Origin of the sequence: Pseudoalteromonas sp. SCSIO 43101, assembly GCF_023650775.1 — a bacterium.
In the GTDB taxonomy this organism is placed as follows: Bacteria; Pseudomonadota; Gammaproteobacteria; order Enterobacterales; family Alteromonadaceae; genus Pseudoalteromonas; species Pseudoalteromonas apostichopi.
In genome coordinates this window covers 468459-485021 of record NZ_CP072674.1, presented here as the reverse complement: position 1 = coordinate 485021, position 16563 = coordinate 468459, and the positions used below count along the sequence as shown (strand labels likewise).

General features: G+C 41.4%; 17 protein-coding genes and 1 pseudogene. 15 read left to right on the top strand and 3 right to left on the bottom strand.

Annotated elements, in window-relative coordinates; all coding sequences use genetic code 11:
- The first annotated feature begins 73 nt into the window (after positions 1-73).
- The 13 genes and pseudogenes from J8Z25_RS19220 (at position 74) to J8Z25_RS19160 (ending at position 11674) form a co-directional block, all read left to right on the top strand.
- A complete protein-coding gene (locus tag J8Z25_RS19220) occupies positions 74-2233 on the top strand; it encodes a S46 family peptidase (protein ID WP_250662074.1) in 2160 nt (719 codons plus the stop codon).
- Between the two features lie 186 nt (positions 2234-2419).
- Positions 2420-3061: a thermostable hemolysin gene (locus tag J8Z25_RS19215; RefSeq protein ID WP_130052985.1), complete on the top strand. Its 642-nt coding sequence runs from the start codon at positions 2420-2422 to the stop codon at positions 3059-3061.
- A pseudogene (locus J8Z25_RS19210) lies at positions 3058-4515 on the top strand (AMP-binding protein); the annotation flags it as partial. The gene J8Z25_RS19215 and the pseudogene J8Z25_RS19210, both read left to right, overlap by 4 nt.
- 12 nt (positions 4516-4527) lie before the next feature.
- A complete protein-coding gene (locus J8Z25_RS19205; protein WP_205987957.1) occupies positions 4528-5217 on the top strand; it encodes an iron-containing redox enzyme family protein in 690 nt (229 codons plus the stop codon).
- Positions 5214-5990 carry an SDR family oxidoreductase gene (locus J8Z25_RS19200; RefSeq protein WP_130052983.1) on the top strand — a complete coding sequence of 259 codons (777 nt, stop codon included), beginning with the start codon at positions 5214-5216 and terminating at the stop codon, positions 5988-5990. The genes J8Z25_RS19205 and J8Z25_RS19200 overlap by 4 nt, the downstream gene beginning before the upstream one ends.
- A 20-nt stretch (positions 5991-6010) precedes the next feature.
- The gene (locus J8Z25_RS19195) at positions 6011-6658 is read left to right on the top strand and encodes a hypothetical protein (protein WP_167657338.1); all 648 of its coding nucleotides are present in this window, start codon (positions 6011-6013) and stop codon (positions 6656-6658) included.
- 3 nt (positions 6659-6661) lie between these two features.
- Positions 6662-7321, top strand: a complete 660-nt coding sequence (locus J8Z25_RS19190) for a response regulator transcription factor (protein WP_167657339.1) — start codon at positions 6662-6664, stop codon at positions 7319-7321.
- On the top strand, positions 7321-8631 hold the full coding sequence (locus tag J8Z25_RS19185; RefSeq protein WP_250662073.1) for an ATP-binding protein: 1311 nt from the start codon (positions 7321-7323) through the stop codon (positions 8629-8631). The genes J8Z25_RS19190 and J8Z25_RS19185 overlap by 1 nt, the downstream gene beginning before the upstream one ends.
- The gene (locus J8Z25_RS19180) at positions 8624-8971 is read left to right on the top strand and encodes a cupredoxin domain-containing protein (protein WP_256854101.1); all 348 of its coding nucleotides are present in this window, start codon (positions 8624-8626) and stop codon (positions 8969-8971) included. The genes J8Z25_RS19185 and J8Z25_RS19180 overlap by 8 nt, the downstream gene beginning before the upstream one ends.
- Entirely contained in the window at positions 8955-9704 is a 750-nt protein-coding gene (locus J8Z25_RS19175; protein WP_250662072.1) for an iron transporter, read from the top strand. The genes J8Z25_RS19180 and J8Z25_RS19175 overlap by 17 nt, the downstream gene beginning before the upstream one ends.
- Positions 9704-10396: a hypothetical protein gene (locus tag J8Z25_RS19170; protein WP_250662389.1), complete on the top strand. Its 693-nt coding sequence runs from the start codon at positions 9704-9706 to the stop codon at positions 10394-10396. Before J8Z25_RS19175 ends, J8Z25_RS19170 begins: the two co-directional genes overlap by 1 nt.
- 200 nt (positions 10397-10596) lie before the next feature.
- A complete protein-coding gene (locus tag J8Z25_RS19165; protein WP_036972536.1) occupies positions 10597-10806 on the top strand; it encodes a cold-shock protein in 210 nt (69 codons plus the stop codon).
- Positions 10807-10978: 172 nt separating this feature from the next.
- Entirely contained in the window at positions 10979-11674 is a 696-nt protein-coding gene (locus tag J8Z25_RS19160) for a substrate-binding periplasmic protein (protein ID WP_167657341.1), read from the top strand.
- Here J8Z25_RS19160 and J8Z25_RS19155 read toward each other — a convergent pair.
- From J8Z25_RS19155 to udk, 3 genes are all read right to left on the bottom strand, one after another.
- The gene (locus J8Z25_RS19155; RefSeq protein ID WP_167657342.1) at positions 11671-12399 is read right to left on the bottom strand and encodes a substrate-binding periplasmic protein; all 729 of its coding nucleotides are present in this window, start codon (positions 12397-12399) and stop codon (positions 11671-11673) included. The two genes, J8Z25_RS19160 and J8Z25_RS19155, sit on opposite strands and share 4 nt — an antisense overlap.
- A gap of 157 nt (positions 12400-12556) precedes the next feature.
- Positions 12557-13780 carry a NupC/NupG family nucleoside CNT transporter gene (locus J8Z25_RS19150; protein ID WP_130052976.1) on the bottom strand — a complete coding sequence of 408 codons (1224 nt, stop codon included), beginning with the start codon at positions 13778-13780 and terminating at the stop codon, positions 12557-12559.
- Between the two features lie 18 nt (positions 13781-13798).
- Positions 13799-14428 (bottom strand): uridine kinase, encoded by a 630-nt coding sequence (gene udk, locus J8Z25_RS19145; protein ID WP_130052975.1) that lies wholly within the window; start codon positions 14426-14428, stop codon positions 13799-13801.
- Positions 14429-14619: 191 nt separating this feature from the next.
- Here udk and J8Z25_RS19140 point away from each other — a divergent pair, with 191 nt between their 5' ends.
- Together J8Z25_RS19140 and deoD are read left to right on the top strand one after the other, a co-directional pair.
- Complete coding sequence (locus tag J8Z25_RS19140; protein ID WP_130052974.1) at positions 14620-15849, top strand: phosphopentomutase; 1230 nt, start codon at positions 14620-14622, stop codon at positions 15847-15849.
- The gene (gene deoD / locus J8Z25_RS19135; RefSeq protein ID WP_130052973.1) at positions 15849-16550 is read left to right on the top strand and encodes a purine-nucleoside phosphorylase; all 702 of its coding nucleotides are present in this window, start codon (positions 15849-15851) and stop codon (positions 16548-16550) included. The genes J8Z25_RS19140 and deoD overlap by 1 nt, the downstream gene beginning before the upstream one ends.
- Positions 16551-16563 lie beyond the last annotated feature (13 nt).

Here is a 16563-nt window from a genome sequence, read left to right as displayed (position 1 = left end):
ATTATTGCTATTCACTAGCACCATGATAATTATATGAGCGCTAAAAATGATAAACATAACAAAAAGGATGACTATGCGTTTTAAATTTATTGCTGCTGCAGTAGGTCTTGCTGTAGCAAATGTTGCTGTTGCCGACGAAGGCATGTGGCAACCTCACCAGCTACCGGAACTTGAATCTATATTAAAAGCGAAAGGTTTGAGCATTGATGTACAATCAATTTCAAAACTGACTGAGTTTCCGATGAACGCGGTAATTAGCCTTGGTGGCTGTACAGCTTCGTTTGTTTCTCCAAAAGGTTTAGTGGTAACTAATCATCACTGTGCTTATGGTTCGATTCAATATAACTCAACTACCGACAATAATATTTTAGAAAATGGCTTTTTAGCTAAGTCAACAGGTGAAGAAGTACCTGCTGCGCCGGGGTCTCGTGTTTATGTGACAGAACAAGTAACCGAAGTCACTGATAAAGTTAACCAAGGTACTGACCAGCTAACAGGTAAAGCACGTTTTGATGCTATTGAAGCAAATGAAAAAGCACTTGTTAGTGAATGTGAGCAAGATCCAAGCTATCGCTGTAATGTGTACACTTTCCATGGTGGTCTTGAGTATTACCTCATTAAATCACTAGAAATTAAAGATGTACGTTTAGCGTATGCACCCGCTATGGGTGTGGGTAAATACGGCGGTGATATCGATAACTGGATGTGGCCGCGCCATACGGGTGATTTCTCGTTCTATCGCGCGTATGTTGGCAAAGATGGCAAGCCTGCTGAATATTCGGAAGACAACGTGCCGTACCAAAGTGATGCGTTTTTAAAAGTAAGTGCTAAAGGCGTACAAGAAGGCGATTTTGTGATGGTTACCGGTTATCCGGGTAGCACAAACCGTTACCGTATATCGCCTGAAGTTGACTACGTGTTTAATACAGCCTACCCATTAGCGCGTAAATATAATTCTAAATATGTTTCGTTAATTGAAGAAAATGCTCCAGAGGGTTCAGAGGCACGTATCGCTTACGAAAGCACGATTGCGGGTTACAACAATTACATTAAAAACTATGGCTCAATGATTGAGAGCTTTAACAAAGGTTCAATGTATAGCCGTAAGCAACAATTCGAAAAAGATCTCACAGCGTGGATCAATCAAGATAGCAAACGCAAAGCTAAATACGGACATGTACTTGCTGATTTATCAGCGCTAGTTGCACAGTCACAAGAGCATAACCAGCGCGACCGTATGTTAGGGTATGTACACCGTTCACAAATGATTTCAACTGCTCGACGTTTATATCGTTTAGCTTATGAAAAACAAAAGCCAGATGCTGAGCGCGAAAGCGGTTATCAAGAGCGTGATATGCCACGTATCGAGTCACGTTTAAAAAGCATGAGCCGTCGTTATGATGAAGCTGTTGATAAAGCAATATTGCTGTACTTTATTGAGCAGTATGCGGCATTACCAAAGGACCAACGTGTTGCAGAAGTTGATAAAGCGCTTGGTTTAACAAACGGTTTTGACAAGCAAAAACAACAAGCTTTACTTGATGAAATGTATGCTAAATCTGTTCTTGCTGATGAGAGTAAACGCTTATGGATGGCAGGCCTTGACCTTGCACAGTTAAAACAAAGTAGCGATCCTTTCATTCAGTACGCTCAGGCTATTTTTGCTGCCACTAAAGATATAGAAGATGCGAAAAAAGAGCTGGCCGGTAAACAGCAAGCCGCTCGCCCTGCATTAATGGAAGCAATTATCGCTTATAACAAGGCACTTAATAAACCTGTTTATGCTGATGCGAACAGCACCCTACGTGTAACTTACGGCACGGTAGGCGGCTATTCACCGCAAGATGGCTTAGTGGCAACCCCCTTTACAACTTTAGAGGGACTGCTTGCTAAAAACACCGGTGTTGAACCATTCAACTCACCAGAAAAGCAAAATGAGTTAATTAAGCAAAAGCTTTATGGTGATTACACCGGCGGTATGAATACTGTTCCGGTTAACTTTTTATCAAATGTAGATACCACAGGTGGTAACTCAGGCTCACCAACGTTAAACGGTAATGCTGAACTGGTTGGTTTATTATTTGATGGTGTTTACGAAAGCATTATTGGTGATTGGGATTACGATGAAAACTTAAATCGCTCAATTCACGTTGATTCACGATACATGTTATGGGTGATGGATAAAGTTGATAATGCGCAAAATCTACTGAAAGAGATGACTATCGTTAAGTAATCTAAGTTTAACGTTAATTTAAGCATTAAAATGCCAGTCTAACAGACTGGCATTTTTGTTTTTAATAAAAATAAAATCATTAAATTTCATTAGTTTGAAAAATATTTATAAAAATTAATTTTTCTTAAGTTTTATTTAAGTTTCGCTCGATAAATTTTACACATAACCTAAGTGGAGCGAACAATTATGCTTTCAGTTCAACAATTACAACAAACTCAAGTTCAAGAGCCAGCCTTTGTTTGCACTCGTGAAGGAGGTCAATTCCGTGACCGCCTTGAGAGCAATATCAAGCAAGGCTTTGCTGCTGCGTATGACGCGAAAATTTCGCAATTCATGCCGCTACTTTGCGAGCTTAATGTTGATGATGAAGTATGTACTTTAGGTCTTCGCTCTGCATCACAGCCTTTGTTTATTGAACAATACCTCCCTGCGTCTATTGAGCACTTTGTCAGTGCCAAGCGTGAGCACATTTTTGAGCTAGGTAATTTATGCTCAACGCATCGAAAAGCCACCTTGGCACATTTTGTTTTAATGAACGAAGCACTTTATCAGGCAGGAGCAAAATATTTAGTGTTTTGCGCAACCCGTAAAGTGAGAGCGTTATTAAAAATGCTTGGTGTGAATTGCAAAGAAATCGGTGTTGCCAATGCACAAGCACTTCAAGATCCAGCCAGCTGGGGTAGCTATTACGACAATCAACCAACCATTTGTGTGGTTGACCTAAACGAAGCACATCAACGTGTATTAAACACCCCAGTTTTATTCAATATCAAACAGCAGTGTTTGCAGTCATCACTTGAGCTTGCTGTATTTTTGGAGGCGTTATGAGCTGGTTAACACAATTACCGCATAAGGATAGCGACACATTGATGGTTTGCCATCAAAGTGATGGTGTACGCTCACTAACTAAACAAGAGTTTACTGAGCAAGTAACTCGTTTACTGCCAACCTTAGCTGAATTTGATGCCCAAGGCATCGCTTATCAATTAGATAACACGCCAGCATGGTGTGTATTGGAAGCCGCGATTAGCGATCTTAAAAGAGTCGCGATTCCGCTACCAACGTTTTTTACTGCTCAGCAAATTGCATTTGGTTTGCAAAACAGTGGGGCAGGGCTATTTGTATGTGACCGCGCATACGAAGGTGAGCATGCTAAGTTAGTTGCGTTAGTTGACGTGTGTAAGCATTACCCTTTATATGTTTATCAACTGAGTAATACACAGCCTGTGCCTTATTTTGCTAACACGCAAAAGATTACCTTTACATCGGGCTCAACGGGTACACCAAAAGGCGTGTGTTTATCTCTTGAAAGTCAAATGCAGGTAGCTACATCACTCTATCAAAGCATTGGTTTAGAAAAACCAAACCATTTGTGTTTATTGCCGTTACCGGTTTTGCTTGAGAACTTAGCAGGTGTTTATGCGCCGCTATTAGCTGGTGGTACGGTTAATTTGGTCCCTTTAGCTGAACTTGGTTTTTCTGGTGCGCAGTTACTTGAACCTCACAAATTGATTGCTGCAATTGAACGTACTGAGCCAAATACTCTTATTTTAGTGCCAGAACTTCTTACCTGTTTGGTGGCTTTTGCAAAGCAAGGCTGGCAAGCGCCTAAAAGCTTAAAGTTTATTGCTGTAGGTGGCGCGGTTGTAAGTCAGCAGCTTATTAAGCAAGCCCGTGAATGTGGCTTACCTGTGTATCAAGGTTATGGTTTGTCTGAGTCTTCATCGGTGGTGAGTTTAAACACTAGTAATGATGATGACATCGAAACTGCAGGCCGAGTACTTAAACATATTCAATATAAAATTGAAAATGGCCAACTTCATATCAAAGGTTCATTATTTTTAGGTTATTTAGGTCAAGCTGCACAAAATACCGACGATTGGTATGCCACTGGAGACTTAGTTACTGAGCAAGAAGGCCGTTTGGTTATCCAAGGCCGCTTGAAAAATCAGCTTATCACAAGCTTTGGACGCAATATCAGTGCTGAGTGGCCGGAGTCATTATTGCTCAGCCACAGTCAGGTACAGCAAGCTGTCGTTATTGGCGAAGGCCAAGCGTTTTTAGCTGCGCTTATCTTTGCAAACCAAGCGATGAGTGACAATGAGCTTGCAGCACACATTGCTAAACAAAACGCGCAGTTACCCGAATACGCACAGATAAAAAAATGGCATCGTCTGGCAGAGCCAATGAGCCACACCCAAGGTTTATTAACTAGCAATAATCGCCCAAAACGCGATGTTATTAACCAATTTTTTGCTAGAGAAATTTCAGCATTTTACAAAGAGGCGACGAGCATGAGTCAATTTTTCAATACATTACAAGCCGAAACACAAAATGAGCGCGACTATCTTTTAGCAGCGCCGATTATTGGCCGAGTTTTTAAAGGTGAAGTAAGCCTTAGTGAATATGCATCGTTTTTAACTCAAGCATATCACCATGTTAAGCACACAGTGCCACTACTAATGGCTGTGGGTGCAAAGCTTACCGATAAACAAGAGTGGCTGCGTGAAGCTGTTGCAGAATACATTGAAGAAGAGTTAGGCCATCAAGAATGGGTATTAAATGATATTGCTGCATGCGGTTTTGATAAAGAGTTGGTACGTAATTCTCGTCCACAGTTTTCGACCGAATTAATGGTGTCGTATGCCTATGATGCAATTAATCGCGGTAATCCTTTAGCTTTCTTTGGTATGGTTCATGTGCTTGAAGGTACTTCTATTGCATTAGCAGATAATGCTGCAGGACAAATCCGTGAGGTTGTTGGGCTACCTAAAAAGGCTTTTTCATACCTTACTTCGCACGGTGCACTTGATATTGAACACGTTAAGTTCTTCGAATCACTAATGAATAAAATAGACAACGAGGACGACCAACAAGCCATTATTCACGCCGCTAAATGTTTTTACAAACTATACGGCAATATTTTTCGTGACCTCGACTCAGAACCTTTCTTTACAGAGGCGGACATGGAGCAAAGCGCATGAGTAGCCCAGTTTGTGTGCTAACCGGCGCAACTGGGGGCATTGGCCGTGCTATTGCTCTTAGCCTTGTGAAAGAAGGGTGGCGTTTATTGCTGGTAGGCAGAAATGTTAAGCAACTTGCTGCACTTAAGTTGGAGTGTGGTAATGACGCAGAGTATTTTCAGGCTGATCTAAGTAACAGTGAATCCCGTGATGATCTTGCCAAGTTTGCTCAGCAAATTGGTGGTGCAACATTACTTATCAATAATGCAGGCGTCAATGTGATGCAGGGCTTTAGTGAAATCAGTGAGCAGCAAATAGATCACCTGTTAAATATCAACCTGCATGTGCCAATTAAATTATGCCAGCTATTTTTACCACAAATTACACGCAACAAAGGCACGATTGTGAATATAGGTTCATCGTTTGGTAGCATCGGATATCCATATCAAACCTTGTACTGCGCCAGCAAGTTTGGACTTAGAGGTATGACAGAAGCCCTTGCCAGAGAGCTCAGCCACAGCGATGTGAAAATATTGTATTTAGCACCTCGCGCGACTGATACCGCGATCAATTCGCCACAAGTGCGCGCGATGAACAAAGAGCTTGGTAACACGATGGATCCGCCTGAAAAAGTGGCAGATGCATTAATAGATTTAATTAAATCAAAAAAACGTCGCCGTTTTATCGGCTTCCCTGAAACATTATTTGCCCGTATTAACGGCGCATTTCCATCACTAGTTGATAACGCAATAGCAAAACAACTTCCTAAAATTAAAAGTTTTTTTGCGAACTAAATTGATTAAGGTGAATGATTATGACTAAACTAAATTTTAAAGCCCTAATGATGTTAGGTGTTATCATGGCCGCGCCTGCAAAAGCCGACTTTAATAGTGATTTAAGTTCGGTGCAAAAAAAGTGGGCAGTGGTTAATTACGAATTAGTTGATGATGCGCAATTAGATGCCTTTGAAAAACTAGCCAACGAAACGGCTGAATTTACAAAAGCGAATGACCAGCAGGCTGCAAGTCATATTTGGTACGGTATTGTGCTATCGAGTTATGCGGGAGCGAAAGGGGGCTTAGGTGCTCTTGGTCTTGCAAAAGATGCTAAAGCGCAATTTGAAAAAGCGCTAAGCTTAGATCCAAAAGCGCTCGACGGTTCAGCATACACCAGCCTTGCTACCTTGTACGGTAAAGTGCCGGGTTGGCCAATTGGTTTTGGTGATGATGATGAAGCGAAAAAGCTGTTTCAGCAAGCGCTTGAGCTAAATCCTCGTGGTATCGATAGTAACTATTTATATGCTTCATTCCTATATGACGAGCGTAAGTATAAATCAGCTAAAGAATTTTTATTGGTTGCTCAGCAAGCGCCAGCGCGCCCTGATAGACCAAAAGCAGATCTTTACCGCCAACAAGAAATTACTAAACTATTGGCTAAGGTAGAGAAAAAAATAAAGAGATAAACTATGCATTTATTGCTCGTTGAAGACGACCATTTAGTGGCTGAAGGCCTGTGTCGCTCTTTGCGTCAACAAGGATATAGTGTTGAACATAGTTCGACCGTTAAGTCAGCGATGCAATGGCTGCACAACGATGAAATTGAGCTGGTAGTCCTTGATTTAGGGCTACCTGACGGTGATGGCATCGACATTTTAAAGCATATAAAAAAACATCGTAAAAACATTCCTGTGGTGATTTTAACTGCTAGGGGTAGTATCGACGATAAAGTTATGGGTTTAGATTTAGGGGCTGATGATTATCTTGCAAAACCGTTTGATCCCGCTGAATTATTTGCACGTCTTCGGGTTGCAAGCAGGCGCCTGACACAAGCACAAACCAGCACCTTAAAAGTCGGTGATGTTGAAATGGATACCGCGGCATTTACCGTGAGTTATCAAGGAGAGCCCGTTAATCTTCCGCGTAAAGAGTTCATGCTCCTTAAAGCTTTGTTAGAAAATCAGGGCCGCGTGCAATCAAAACAGCAGCTAGAGAGTAAACTCTATGAGTGGGGCGAAGAGGTGGGATCAAATACCATCGAAGTGCATATTCATCACTTACGTAAAAAATTTCCGAAAGAGTTCATAAAAACCTTACGCGGCATTGGTTATGTGGTAGGTAAACGCTAGTGTCAATTCGTAAGCGACTCACCTTACTTATCTTGTCTATGGTGATCTTAACCTGCTTTTTGGCTTTTACTAAAGGTTATCGAGAAAGTATGAATCAGGCTGAAGCACTGCTTGATAATGAGCTTGTAACGCTTGCGCATGTGTTGATTGAACAGCCGTTAAATAAAGAAACTCCTGCCTATACGAGTAATTTACCGCAGTTATTATTTCAGGTTTGGGTGGATGACAGTTTGGTCTCAAGCTCAAAGTCATTACAAAATAACCCAATCAATCAAAGTCACTGGCAAACCGGGTTTAGTGTTGAGAATTTGGCAGGGCAACGAGTCAAAGTATACCGTTTAAGCGAAGGAGATAAGCGGGTGCTTATTGCTGAGCCATTGAGTAAACGTGTGGCACTAACAGAAACAGTGATTTTATCGGCTATGACGCCATTGTTATGGAGCGTACCAATCTTAGCACTGCTTATTAGTGTTTTTGTAAAACAAGGGCTTGCGCCACTCACTCGGTTATCTAATCAACTTAAACATAGACAAGCAAATGACTTTACTGCGATCCCTTGGCAGACCCCAGAACAAGAAATTAAACCCGTAATCAGCCGCTTAAATGATCTATTTAAGCGTGTTGAAAGTGCCTATTTACGAGAACGATTTTTTGCCTCAGATGCGGCCCATGAGCTGCGCACACCGCTTAGTAGCTTAAAAATAAATGTACATAATTTACTTGCCCAAGGTGTCGATAGTGTAGAACTTGATGCGATGGAAAAAGGCGTTGATAAACTGAGTAATATCGTTGAGCAGATGTTGATTTTAGGGCGAACATACCCAGAGCAGTGGCAGGCGCAATTTAGCCCTGTATCGGTATTAGAGGTTAGCCAGCAAGTTGTAGCACAACTTTATGACCGTATCGATGAAAAAGAGCATACAATTAGCATAGATGGTGATGATTTTATTATTGCTGGTGATGAATTCACTTTGATCACTTTATTTGGCAATTTACTGAGTAACGCCATAAAATATACACCAGCTGTGGGAGAGATTTGTATTACTCTTAAAGCCGAAGGTAATCGTTTTATCTGGCAAATTGATGACTCCGGTCCAGGTATTGATGAAGCTCAAAAGCAGCGCATTTTTAACCGTTTTTACCGCGTGGGTGGCGATAAACATCCATCCGGTGAGCAAGGAGCCGGGCTTGGTATGGCTATTGTTGAACACATAGTATCGATTTATAACGCTGATATTGCGCTTGCAGATAGTCACCTCGGTGGCTTGCGAGTAAGCGTCTCTTTTATGCAAGGAGAGATTAGTGAATAAATGGATTTTGGCATTCTCTATGCTGCTACTATGTATGTCGTCTTGGCTTGCTTATGCCAAAGAGTACAAACTGATCTTAAGAGATCATCTATTTTACCCCGCTGAAATTAAAGTACCTGCCAATAAAAAGCTGCGACTTTTAATCGAAAATCAAGATGACACTCCTGAAGAGTTCGATAGCTTTGACTTAAACCGCGAAAAAGTGCTCTACCCAGGCCGAACCAGTGTGATTTATATCGGCCCATTAAGCCCTGGGCGTTATGATTTTTTTGGTGAATTTTCGCCTAACACTGCTCGAGGGACTGTTGTGGCTACGGAGGTGGATGATGCTGATAACTAGTCTGCTGATGAGTATAAATCAGCTTCTGCCTGTGGTTATTTTAGCTGTGCTTCTGGGTTTGATTGTGCCTTTAAATCAGCGTCAGCTATGTATTTATGCCGTTATTGGTATTGTGATGAGCTTAGTGTTTGTACAAGGCGCTGCATGGGTGAGCCAGTTATTTGATCATAGAGGCTTAGAGTTCATGCAAATGTTGCTGTGTATTGTGATTTTTGCAGCTGCATTAATTAGTTGTCAGCAACGAAGTCAGGCCGCAGCTGTCGCATTGGTTGCTACCATGACGTTGTATTTAAGTCACTACATGATTTATTTAGTCAGTTTCTGGCACAGCAAAGATACTGCTGAGCCTCTGATACTTGGTACCTTATTAGGGGTTGGTATTTGTATTAGCTTTGGTGTGTTACTGTTCTTTTTACTTGAAAGTGTTGTTAAACGCGCAGGCGTGCAGCCTTTAGTTGTGTTGCTTGCCTTAAATGCAACAGCAAAGTTATTGATACTTCTTGATTTAGCAAGTCAGGTAGACCTACTCGATGTGACTTCAAATTATTTAGATTGGCGTGGGTTTCTAGTTGAAAACTCAGAACTAGGGCGGGTATTAAAAGCCTTATTGGGTTACGAAGCCACACCAAGTAAAACAGCGCTTTGGGTGTATGTAGTTGCAGCGTTGGTATTTATCGCCTTAGCGCGTGTTTTAAAAATTAAAAAGACAGAGGAGCCAGTATGCGGTTCTTAATGATTAGCTTAAGCTGTTTGCTGTTAGCAACTATTAGTCAAGTCGCACATGCTGATGGCATGGTGGTCGATAAAGTATATCACCCTTATGTAATGCCTTTTGAGCGCGAAGTAGAGTGGCGTTTAGTGTCGAGACAAACTGATAGCGGCAATGTGTTAGCGCAGCGCGCAGGTTTTGGTGGGGCAATTAATGACACCATGAGTCTTGAAGGTTATTTGGTTGGCGAACGAGACGATAACGGCGATTTTGGGTTATCTTCATACGAGGTAGAGTTACGTTGGCAGCTTGTTGAACAGGGACGATTATGGGCTGACTGGGGGGCACTATTTGAGCTTGAAAAACAAAATACAGTGGATGCTTACGAAGCAACGACAGGCTTTTTATGGGAAAAAGAGTTTGGCCGTACAAGCCTGACTATGAATGCATTTTTAGTGTATGAATGGGGCGCAGATATCGAGAATGAGTGGGAAAGCGAGTTTCGTTTGCAGTATCGTTATCGCTATCGATCAGCGTTTCAACCATCAATAGAAATTTACGCTGGTGAGGATTTTGTTGGGGTTGGTCCCGGCTTTATTGGTTTACATAGGTTTAGTCCAAAACGTCAGTTAAAATGGGAAGCTGGTTTTATCAGCGAACTGAGTCAATCCGGTAAAGATCATAGCTTTCGCTTAGCATTGGAATTTGAGTTTTAATGACGATAGTGTTTGACTTATCTTAGTAACTCTATATAGTGGGCACCAGCTAGAAAGAAAGCGTGTAATTAATAAATCTTTATTTCGTTGTTGTATAAGTAATACTTGTAGTACCGTCCTGAAGTTTTTAAGTACCATCTCATTTTTTGCTACACCCGCCCATTAGGGCATTTTTAATTTTTTATATCAGGAATAATACTATGTCTAACATCGTATCAGGTACAGTTAAGTGGTTTAACGAATCTAAAGGTTTTGGTTTCATCGAGCAAGAAAATGGCCCAGACGTGTTCGCACACTTCAGCGCTATTAAAAGCGACGGTTTCAAAACTTTAGCTGAAGGCCAACGTGTAGAGTTCACTCTTTCACAAGGTCAAAAAGGCCCACAAGCGGATAACATCACTCCGTTATAATTTTTACTTTTAGTAAAAATTAAGAAGAAGCAAGCTACGGCTTGCTTTTTTTGTGCTTAAAAATTGACTGAGCTAATGAAAATTTCTATATTTAATGCAGCTATTTAATTAGGGTGTATTAATTATCTTAAAATTATTGTTGTTAGCATGCCTAAGTTTTGCACCCGTAGTAATGGCAAAGGATAGTGTCACCATCTACACCGAGCAATTCCCGCCATATAATTTTTCAAACAAAGGGCACCTAGAAGGCATTAATCTTAAATTTGTCAAAGCAATGTGTGTTGATGCAGACATTGAATGTCACTTCGAGCTTTTACCTTGGTCTAGGGCATATCACTTTGCACAGAAAAAACCACAATCAGGCCTAGTCTCTACGGCACGAGTTCCTGATCGAGAAGAGTTATTCAAGTGGGTTGGTCCACTGGCTTCATCACGTAACTTTTTTTATCGCTTACAATCAAATGATCGCATTAATCCTATCGACTTATCTCAAGTAAAAGATCATAGTTTATGTGTTGTCAGAGACAGCATTTACGAAAAATTCGTAGAAAGCATTGGCTATGAAGGTGATAAAAATCTTCTAAAAGTGAGTCACTATTACGAATGTATTAACCTATTTTTTAAAAATAAAATCGAGCTGATCATAGGCTCAGAGCTATCGTTTAAATATCAATTAATGCAGTATGGTCACCAAGGCAGAGAAGTGGTTAAGTTAGTTGAATTGCCTCTGAATGGCGCCGTGGGTAACTTTCTAGCGCTAAATAAAGCATTACCTGATGAGTTAGTTGCTCGATTTCAAGCAAGTTATAACAAGCTGAGTAAACAAGGACTACTAGAAAAGTATATTGAGCAATATAAGGCGAATTAAGGTCGCTGTAGTAACATCACGGTATTGTATTTTGGCGTCACCATCACTTCATTAAATGCTTTTTTTAACGCATCCACATAGCGTTGTTCGGTATTAATATTTGCCGCGAGGTAGCCTTTCATGGTTAAAAAGTCGATACCATGCGTAAAGCTAAAGCGACGCTCATCTAATGCCAGCTGCTCAGCCATAGCTGCAATATAATTTTTATCATCGATAATTAAATCAACCTTGCCCGACATCAACAGTTGATATGATTTATTGATATCCGAAGTATAGACTACAGTGTAACCACGGTCTGTTAGGCGCTGTGCCGCTAAATCATTACGTTGTACGGCTATTTTGTAATCTTTTGCTTGCTCGTTTGAGGTGATGTTTATATCTGTGCGAGAGCTTAATTTAACAAAGCCCATTTGATAGGTAGCTACTTCACCAATCCAATGAAAGTGTTTTTCGCGCTCAGGGGTCTTCGCCATACTATAAATAAAGATATTAGGTCTCTTAAGTGCCATATTGTAGGCACGGGCCCAAGGATAAAGCTCTATATTTGGGTTTATGTTTGCTTTGGCAAAAATAGCTTTAACTAATTCGGTGCTTTCACCGGAAACTTGGTTATTGATTAAAGTTTGGTTTGGTGGCGACAGCTCAGTCACAACGGTCAGGGTCGGTTCGCAAAGTGCTGGCCAACTAAAGAAAAGGATTAGTATATAAACTCGTAAAAATTTCATTTATGTACTTAAATAGACTTAGTAATTAAATCTTAGCACATAAAACGATAAAAGGGCCTTGCGGCCCTTGGTGAAGTATCGTTCAAGTCAGATAGACCTTTAACCCCTTAAAGTCCTATCCTATTGTTTTGCAACTACGGCTCATCTCATTAAGTTTCTAAGCTAGCGAGAGGAAAAAACCTGCAATTGCTGCACTCATGAGGTTAGCCATAGATCCTGCTAACACTGCTCTGAGCCCTAAGCGTGCGATATCCTTTCGCCGACTAGGCGCCATACCGCCTAATCCACCTAGTAAAATTGCTATCGATGATAAGTTAGCAAACCCACATAACGCGAATGTGACAATCGCTTGTGTGTGCGCACTTAACGTATCGCGATAATTAATAAAGTCGAGGTAAGCAACAAATTCGTTTACTACAACCTTCTGACCTATAAAACTGCCTGCGATTACTGCTTCGTTCCAAGGTACACCTAATAACCATGCAACTGGCGCGAATACGTAACCTAAAATTTCTTGTAGCGTTAATGTTGGATGATCAAACCAACCACCAATACCGCCTAATAGCCCATTTAAAAGTGCAATAAGTGCTACGAAAGCAAGTAACATAGCACCTACATTCAGTGCTAGATGCATACCGTTTGCGGCACCTGATGCAGCTGCATCAATTACGTTAACCGGTTTTTCTTCTTGTACGTCTAAATCAGCTAAATCTTCTTTTGGTGTTTCGGTCTCTGGCACAATCATTTTTGCCATTAAGAAACCACCTGGTGCCGCCATAAAGCTGGCTGCGATTAAGTATTTAAGCTCTACACCAATTGTTACGTAACCCGCCATAACAGAACCTGCTACGGTAGCAAGGCCACCTACCATTACCGCAAACAGCTCTGACTTAGTCATGCTGGCAATAAATGGCTTAACAATCAATGGTGCTTCTGTTTGGCCAACGAAAATATTGGCGGTTGCAGAAAGCGATTCAGGGCGAGAGGTTTTCAATAGCTTTTGTAAGCCACCGCCGAGAATCTTGATTATCCAATCCATTACTCCGATGTGATACAACACAGCAACTAATGCTGAGAAGAACACGATAACGGGCAATACTTGTATCGCAAAAATAAACCCTAAAGTATCTTGCGATGCCAGTGAGCCAAATAAGAAGCTTATACCGTCATTAGCATATCCAATAACCGATGAAACTCCTCGTGACATACTTGCTAGTACGTTTTTGCCCACTTCGAAGAACAAGACAAAGCCACCAATTAACACTTGTAGTAAAAAGGCGATGCCTACTGTTCTTAAATTAATCGCTTTACGGTTAGTTGAAGCCGCAAAAGCAATGCCTAGTAGCACAACAATGCCTACTAAGCTCATAAATGTTGTCATACTGACTATTTCCCGTTGTTATTGTTGCAGTAAATATTTTATTTTACTTTTAATTATATCAATGGCAACGCGATTCATACCGCCGCGAGTGACTACGAGATCAGCTTTGTGTTTTGATGGCTCAATAAACTGATAAAACATAGGTCGCACTGTCGCTTGATATTGATCAACAACGGACTGTAATGTTCTGCCACGCTGCTCCATATCTCGTTGCATACGGCGCATAAGGCAGATATCTAAAGGTGTATCAATAAACACCTTAATATCAAATTCTTTTCGAAGTGCCGGATCACTCAGTAGCAAAATACCTTCAACGATAAGTACTTTTGCAGATGCAACTCGGCGCGTTTCATCGCTACGGGTATGCATTGCATAGTCATAAGTTGGTACGTCTACCGATTTTCCAGCGCGCAATTGAAGTAAGTGCTCATGCAAAAGCTCATGCTCGAAAGCATCAGGATGGTCGTAATTGGTTTGCGTTCGATGGTCAAACGGCAAATGCGACTGGTCTTTGTAATAAGCATCTTCTTCGATCACTGCGATCGCGCCCGGTTCAAGCTCATTGACTAATTCGTTATAAATTGTCTTGCTAAAAAGAGACTTGCCCGACGCAGATGCGCCAGCAATAGCTATAATTGTTCGTGTCACTAAAGTTCTCGCCCACACAGAAGGAAACATTGTTAGGTAGATCACAATAGCAAAAAAGACACGATTAATCTCTTTTGCTTCGCTTAGGGATGCAAATTTATAATGTTTCTGTTTTATGAAACAGGACTTATGTCCTGTACCAAAAATTCGAAGAGCATATAAAGTATTCACATATTGATAACGAGGTACCCATGGCAAGAGCACTCATCTTAATGGCAGATAGCCTAGGAATAGGCGCAGCACCTGACGCAGAGAAGTTTGGTGATGTAGGCGCAAATACTTTTGCTCATTTACTTAAAGCCTATGCAGAAGAAACTGGTGAGCATTTATCGCTACCCAATCTTACCCGTCTAGGTTTAGCTGATGCATGCGAAGCCGCAGGTAAAGAACCTTGTTTAGTAAGTGACCGACAAGCACCTACTGGCGCGTGGGGTTACGCTAAAGAGTTATCAAGTGGTAAAGACACACCTTCTGGACATTGGGAAATGGCCGGTGTACCTGTGTTGTTTGATTGGGGTTATTTTCCAAATACACAGCCGTGTTTTCCACAAGAATTTGTTGATGAGCTTATTGCTCGCGCAGGTATTCCTGGCATCTTAGGTAACTGCTATGCCTCAGGAACGACCATTTTAGAACAACTAGGTGAAGAGCACATGCAAACTGGCATGCCAATTTGCTACACCTCAGTTGATAGCGTGTTTCAAATAGCCGCGCACGAAGAATCATTTGGACTGGAGAAACTTTATCAGGTTTGCGAAATCGCACGGGCGCTGCTTGATGAAATGAACATAGGAAGAGTGATTGCGCGGCCATTTTTGGGTTCGAGCAGCGATGATTTTGCCCGTACAGGTAATCGTCGTGACTACTCGGTGCTTCCACCGTCGCCAACTTTGCTAGATAAATTATCGCAAGACGGTGGTGAAGTGATCAGTATCGGTAAAATTTCTGATATTTATGCGCACCAAGGCATCACCCAAAAACACAAAGCGCCAGGGCTGATGAACTTACTTGAGAAAACCTCAGAAGTTATCGCAAGTGCACCTGATCATAGTTTGATTTTTACAAATTTAGTTGATTTTGATGAAAAGTACGGTCATCGCCGTAATGCAGTTGGCTACGCTAAAGCATTAAAAGAGTTTGATGATTATCTGCCGACCATTTTAAATCAGCTAAATAGCGATGATGTGTTAATCATTACCGCCGATCACGGATGTGATCCAACAGCAGCAGGCACTGACCATACACGTGAATACGTGCCAGTACTTGCCTACCAACCGGGAATGACAAACACCCCGCTTGGAGAACGAGCTAGTTTTGCAGACATAGGTCAAACCCTTGCCCAGTGGTTTAATCTTCCTGCACTTGAATACGGTGATAGCTTTAACGACAAGCTATTAGCGAACAAAAAAGGAAACCAATAATGAGTACTCCTCATATCAGCGCCGATGTAGGCGAATTTGCAGAAACGGTATTAATGCCGGGTGATCCGCTTCGCGCTCAATACATTGCTGAAAACTTTTTAGATGACGCAAAACAAGTAACAGGCGTTCGTAATATGTATGGTTTTACCGGTACCTACAAAGGTAAACCAGTAAGTATTATGGGCTCTGGGATGGGTATTCCATCAATGTCAATTTATGCCCGTGAATTGATCGTTAGTTACGGCGTTAAAAATCTAATTCGTATTGGTACCTGTGGTGGTATTGGTAGCGATATCAAAATCCGTGACGTTATCTTTGCACAAGGTGCAAGTACTGATTCAAACGTAAACCGTGCGCGCGTTCGTGGTTACGACTTTGCCGCAATTGCTGATTTTGGTTTATTACTAAATGGTGTAAACGCAGCAAAAGAATTAGGTATTGAAGCGAAGGTAGGTAATGTATTTACAACAGATACATTCTATCAAGCAGATAACACTTTTTATCAAGAATTAGACAAGCTAGGCGTACTTGCTGTTGATATGGAAACAGCTGGCATGTACGGCGTAGCCGCTGAATACGGCGCAAAAGCGATGGCACTATTTACTGTAAGTGACCACGTAATCACTGGTGAAGCAACACCAAGTGAAGAGCGTCAAAGCACGTTTAACGAAATGGTTAAAATTGCTTTAGAATCAATTTAAATAAGTTCCTTGG

Excerpts from the sequence above, each read along its gene's own strand:
- J8Z25_RS19155 (WP_167657342.1), bottom strand. The coding sequence starts at position 12,399 with ATGAAATTTTTACGAGTTTATATACTAATCCTTTTCTTTAGTTGGCCA.
- J8Z25_RS19200 (WP_130052983.1), top strand. The coding sequence starts at position 5,214 with ATGAGTAGCCCAGTTTGTGTGCTAACCGGCGCAACTGGGGGCATTGGC.
- J8Z25_RS19195 (WP_167657338.1), top strand. The coding sequence starts at position 6,011 with ATGACTAAACTAAATTTTAAAGCCCTAATGATGTTAGGTGTTATCATG.
- J8Z25_RS19165 (WP_036972536.1), top strand. The coding sequence starts at position 10,597 with ATGTCTAACATCGTATCAGGTACAGTTAAGTGGTTTAACGAATCTAAA.
- J8Z25_RS19220 (WP_250662074.1), top strand. The coding sequence starts at position 74 with ATGCGTTTTAAATTTATTGCTGCTGCAGTAGGTCTTGCTGTAGCAAAT.
- J8Z25_RS19215 (WP_130052985.1), top strand. The coding sequence starts at position 2,420 with ATGCTTTCAGTTCAACAATTACAACAAACTCAAGTTCAAGAGCCAGCC.
- J8Z25_RS19170 (WP_250662389.1), top strand. The coding sequence starts at position 9,704 with ATGATTAGCTTAAGCTGTTTGCTGTTAGCAACTATTAGTCAAGTCGCA.
- deoD (WP_130052973.1), top strand. The coding sequence starts at position 15,849 with ATGAGTACTCCTCATATCAGCGCCGATGTAGGCGAATTTGCAGAAACG.
- J8Z25_RS19160 (WP_167657341.1), top strand. The coding sequence starts at position 10,979 with ATGGCAAAGGATAGTGTCACCATCTACACCGAGCAATTCCCGCCATAT.
- J8Z25_RS19140 (WP_130052974.1), top strand. The coding sequence starts at position 14,620 with ATGGCAAGAGCACTCATCTTAATGGCAGATAGCCTAGGAATAGGCGCA.
- J8Z25_RS19175 (WP_250662072.1), top strand. The coding sequence starts at position 8,955 with ATGATGCTGATAACTAGTCTGCTGATGAGTATAAATCAGCTTCTGCCT.
- J8Z25_RS19205 (WP_205987957.1), top strand. The coding sequence starts at position 4,528 with ATGAGTCAATTTTTCAATACATTACAAGCCGAAACACAAAATGAGCGC.
- J8Z25_RS19190 (WP_167657339.1), top strand. The coding sequence starts at position 6,662 with ATGCATTTATTGCTCGTTGAAGACGACCATTTAGTGGCTGAAGGCCTG.
- J8Z25_RS19150 (WP_130052976.1), bottom strand. The coding sequence starts at position 13,780 with ATGACAACATTTATGAGCTTAGTAGGCATTGTTGTGCTACTAGGCATT.